The organism is Gemmatimonadales bacterium, assembly GCA_036265815.1.
In the GTDB taxonomy this organism is placed as follows: domain Bacteria; phylum Gemmatimonadota; class Gemmatimonadetes; order Gemmatimonadales; family GWC2-71-9; genus CAVVWJ01.
Genome location: DATAOI010000091.1, coordinates 1 through 4638, shown reverse-complemented (window position 1 = coordinate 4638; position 4638 = coordinate 1). Strand labels below are relative to the sequence as shown.

4 protein-coding genes and 1 tRNA gene are annotated in these 4638 nt (G+C 68.6%); 4 read left to right on the top strand and 1 reads right to left on the bottom strand.

What is annotated here, in order from left to right:
* The 4 genes from eno to VHR41_18250 form a co-directional block, all read left to right on the top strand.
* Positions 1-654 (top strand): phosphopyruvate hydratase (gene eno, locus VHR41_18265; protein ID HEX3236144.1); only part of this gene is annotated, 654 nt, incomplete at its 5' end.
* Positions 651-941, top strand: a complete 291-nt coding sequence (locus VHR41_18260) for a septum formation initiator family protein (protein ID HEX3236143.1) — start codon at positions 651-653, stop codon at positions 939-941. The genes eno and VHR41_18260, both read left to right, overlap by 4 nt.
* Before the next feature lie 21 nt (positions 942-962).
* On the top strand, positions 963-3719 hold the full coding sequence (locus VHR41_18255) for a PAS domain S-box protein (GenBank protein HEX3236142.1): 2757 nt from the start codon (positions 963-965) through the stop codon (positions 3717-3719).
* Between the two features lie 47 nt (positions 3720-3766).
* Positions 3767-3840, top strand: a tRNA-Met gene (locus VHR41_18250).
* Positions 3841-4030: 190 nt separating this feature from the next.
* Here the strand turns inward: VHR41_18250 and VHR41_18245 are convergent.
* Positions 4031-4456 (bottom strand): hypothetical protein, encoded by a 426-nt coding sequence (locus VHR41_18245; protein HEX3236141.1) that lies wholly within the window; start codon positions 4454-4456, stop codon positions 4031-4033.
* Positions 4457-4638 lie beyond the last annotated feature (182 nt).

Genomic DNA, 4638 nt, shown 5'->3' with positions numbered 1-4638 from the left:
CCCATGCTGCCGTCCAACGAAGCAGCGCTCGATGTGGTCATGCAGGCGATTACCGCCGCGGGCTACGAGCCCGGGCGCGACGTGGCGATCGCCCTCGACCCCGCGGCCTCGGAGTTCTATCAGGACGGCGAGTACGTGTTCAAGAAGGGCGACGGCACCCGCCGCTCGGCCGAGGCGATGGTGGATCTCTACGCCGGGTGGGTGGACCGGTATCCCATCGTGTCGATCGAGGACGGTCTGGCGGAGAACGACTGGGCCGGCTGGGCTCTGCTCACCGAGCGGCTGCACGACCGGGTCCAGCTGGTGGGCGACGATATCTTCGTCACCAACGTCGACCGGCTTGGCCGCGGCATCGAGGAAGGGGTGGGGAATGCGATCCTGATCAAGGTGAATCAGATCGGCACCCTGACCGAGACCCTGCAGTGCATCGAGCTGGCCAAGGGGAGCGCCTACGGCGTCGTCATCTCCCACCGTTCCGGTGAGACCGAGGACACCTTCATCGCCGACCTGGCCGTGGCCACCGGGGCGGGCCAAATCAAGACCGGCAGCGCCAGCCGCACGGACCGGACGGCCAAGTACAATCAGCTGCTCCGCATCGCCGAGGAGCTGGGTGAGCTGGGCCACTATCCCGGACGGGACCTGTACCCCTTGTGACGCTCGCGCGCCTCGCGATGCTGGCGGCGGTGGTCTTCGCGCTCTACTTCGCCATTCAGGGCGGTGAGTACGGCACGCTGGACCTGATGAAGCTCCGCCGGCAAGTGGCGGCGGAGGAGGAGAAGGTCGCGTTGCTCAAGCGTGCGCTGGACTCGCTCGGGCGCCAGGCCATGGCCATCGAGCACGATCCCCGGGTGCAGGAGCACGTCGCCCGCGAGCAGTTCGGCATGATCCGAAAAGGCGAGCTACTCTACAAGCTGGTCCCGGCCGACAGCGCTGGCCCCTGACGTTTTTCCAGGCACGTCGAAGTGATCCAGCACCCCGCAGCCCCACCCGACTCACCCGGCTCGTCCAGCCAACGGCTGGTACCGTATCTCTGGGCGATTGCGGCCGTGAGCGTCGCCCTGGTGCTCCGGATATTGCTCTCGCCGGTGCTGGGAACCGACTTCCCGTTCATCACGCTGTTCCCGGCGGTTTTCGTCGTGGCGTTCGTCGCTGGCTTCGGTCCTGCAGTGCTGGCGACCATGCTCAGCGCCATCACCGCGGTGTATCTCGTGCTTGGCCGCGGCCCGGTGCCCCTGATCGATCAGGCCGATGTGATCGGCCTCGCCTTCTACGTGGGCACCGGGCTCGCGACCGGACTGATGGGGGAATCGCGGCTCCGGGCCCACCGGGGGGCCGCGGCAGCGGCCCGAGTCGCTGAGGAGGAGACCGCGCGCGCGGAGGAGCAGACCATCCGTGCCGAGGAGGAAGCCGCGAGGGCGGAGGAGGAGACCCTTCGGGCCGAAGAAGAGGCCGCACGGACCCAGGTGGCAGCCGCGAAGGCAGCCGCGGAATCGGAGCGGGTCGATCGCATCCTCGCGAGCATCACGGACGCGTTTCTGGTGCTGGACCGCGACTGGACGATCAGCTACATGAACCAGCGCGCCGCGGCGCTCTGGGGCGGCGAGCCCAGCGATTACGTCGGACGGAATTACTGGAAATCCTTCCCCGACACGGTGGGTGGGCCGCTGGACGAGGCGTTTCACCGGGCCCTCGCCGGCCACGTGGTCGTGCGCCTGGAGACCTATGTCGCGCCCGGAGACAAGTGGCTCTCGGTCGCGGCCTACCCCGCTCCGGAGGGGCTCACCGTCGTGGGCCAGGACGTGACCGAACGCATGCGTGCTTGGGAGGCCACCGCCATCCGGGCGGCCATTGTCGCTTCTTCGGAGGACGCGATCATCGGGAAGCGGCTCGACGGCACCGTCACCAGCTGGAATGCGGCCGCCGAGCGCATCTTCGGCTACTCGGCGGAGGAGATGATCGGCCGATCGATCTACACGTTGATCCCGCCCGATCTCCACCCGGAGGAGCACGAGGCGCTCGAGCGGGTCTCCCGGGGCCAGCCCGTCGAGTTCTCGGAAACCGAGCGGATCAGGAAGGATGGCTCGCGCGTCATCATCGCGCTCAGCGTCTCGCCCATCCGGAGCCCGGCGGGAGTGGTGACCGGCGCCTCCTCGATCAAGCGCGACATCACCGCGTTGAAGCTCAGCCGGGCGGAGCTCGCCAGCGAGACTGCCCGGAGCCGGGACCTGGCCAAGGCGCTCGACGCCGCGCAGGCGCTGGTGCGCGACCTCGATGGCCGGATCACCTACTGGAGCAGCGGGTCGACCAGGCTGTTCGGATGGTCGTCGTCGGAGGCGGTGGGCCAACTCTCTCATGAGCTGCTGCGGACCGAGTTTCCCGCGCCGCTCGAGGAGATCCGCCAAGCGTTGATCGATCTGGGACAATGGGAGGGCGAGCTGGTGCACGTGGCCAAGGACGGGCGGCGTCTCAACGTTGCCGTGCACTGGATCGTCCGGCAGGGCCAATCGGACCAGCCGCTCGCGGTCATCGAAGTGAACACCGATGTCACGGCCCGTAGGCAGGCGGAGGAACGGACCCGGGTGGGGGAGCGGATGGAGGTGGTGGGACAGCTCGCCGGCGGCGTGGCGCACGAGGCCAACAATCAGATGACCGTGGTGCTCGGCGCGACCGAGTTTCTCCTCCGGCGGGGCGACCTGCCTGATCCGGCGCGGCAGGACATCGAGCAGATCCGCGAAGCCGCGGAGCGCACCGCCGCGATCACCGCACAGCTCCTGGCGTTCAGCCGGCGCCAGGTGCTGCAGCCGCGCGTGCTCGAACTGGACGAGGCCATCCAGGGCCTCGAGGCCGTGCTGGGCCGGACGCTGGGTGAGCGCTCGACGCTGACGCTCCGACTGGGAGCCCGGTCCGGCCGGGTGAGGGCCGACCCCGGCCAGCTGGCGCAGGTCCTACTCAACCTGGTGCTCAACGCCCGCGACGCAATGCCGATCGGAGGGCGGGTGAGCATCGAGACCAGCGTGACGCAGTTGACCGAGGCGTACGCCCGGATGCATCCAGGCGTGGCAATTCGACCCGGCGCCTATACACTGCTTGCCGTGAGCGACACGGGCCACGGCATGAGTCCGGAAACGCTGAGGCACATCTTCGAGCCGTTCTATACCACCAAGCCGGTGGGGCAAGGCACCGGGCTGGGTCTCGCGACGGTGTACGGCATCATCAAGCAGAGCGATGGATACGTGTGGGCCTACAGCGAGCTGGGGCAGGGGACCACGTTCAAGGTCTATCTGCCGCTGGAGACGGAACCGAGCACCCGGCGCCCGAACGCGGAGCTGCCCGCCCGCGCCTCGGGCGAGGTAGTCCTGGTGGTGGAGGACGAGGCCACGGTGCGCGACATGGCCTCGCGATCGCTGGAGGAGTATGGCTACCGGGTGGTATCGGCTGGCAACGGGCCGGAGGCGCTGGCGCTGAGTCAACAGGGGAACGGGCGGGTCGCGCTCCTCATCACCGACGTGATCATGCCGGGGATGGACGGGCGGGAGCTGGCCCGGCGGATGCTCGCGCTCCGGCCGGGACTCCCGGTGTTGTTCATGAGCGGATACACCGACGACGAAATCGTGCGCCGGGGGTTGCTGGAGGCGGGGCAGCCGTTCCTGCAGAAGCCGTTCACGCCGGAGGCGCTGGGGCGAGAGGTGGGAGAGCTGCTGAAAGGGAGCGGGGCGTAAGTCGGCTTGCGTTTGGGGTCTCGGGAATTACGTTCCCGGCGGGCAACGGCAGGGTAGCTCAGCTGGTTAGAGCACGGCACTCATAATGCCGGGGTCGCGGGTTCGAGTCCCGCCCCTGCTATCATCGGAACCCTCACAAGCGTCGTCGCTTGCGAGGGTTTGTTCATGTAAGTTGGGAAGCGGATCGATCTCTCTGGCACCTCCCTTGGCACCCAAGTTCTTCCATTTTTCCTCGTCGCGCGCCGCGGCGATCCGCTCCCAGCGATCGCGCTCCTCGGTGTCCGGCTTGAACCATCCGTAGGCCTTGGCGATCATCGCCACGTCGCGGTGGCCGAGCTGACGGGCGATGCGCTCAAACGGGGCGCCGGCGCGGGCCATGCGCACCGCCCAGGGGTGCCGAGCGTCATGGAGCCGGTAGCCCTCGAGGCCCAGCGCCCGGAGTCGGGTTCAGTGCGCCTCGCCGACGGCCAGCGGTCCCACCCGCGGAAGACCCGCTCACCGGGCAGCGCGGTGGCGAGATGCTCATGGACCAACGGCCAGGCCCAGTCGGCCACCCGGGCGAGCCGGTCGCGCGTCCACGCCTTGGTGCCGCGCGCGCACCTGGCGGGCGCTCGAATCAACGTCCGCGTCCACCAGCCCAAAATGGCGCTCACCTCGAGGCCGGCCCCGTAGGCGAGCGCGTAGACGGCACGGAGGGGATGCAGCGCGCCTTCCACCACGCCATCTGGCCTAAGCATCGACAAGCCAGATAGTCCTTGCGGCCCACCCGACAATCCCTTTGTTCGGTGTCGCGAATCCGCAGCCCAGGTCCCATTGCCCGGCGTCACCTGCAGGTCGCCCATCTGGCCGGCACACTTCGGTACGGGAGCACCCGGCTGTTCCGGCAGTCCAAGGCAGAGGAGTGGCCGGCGCTCTTCCT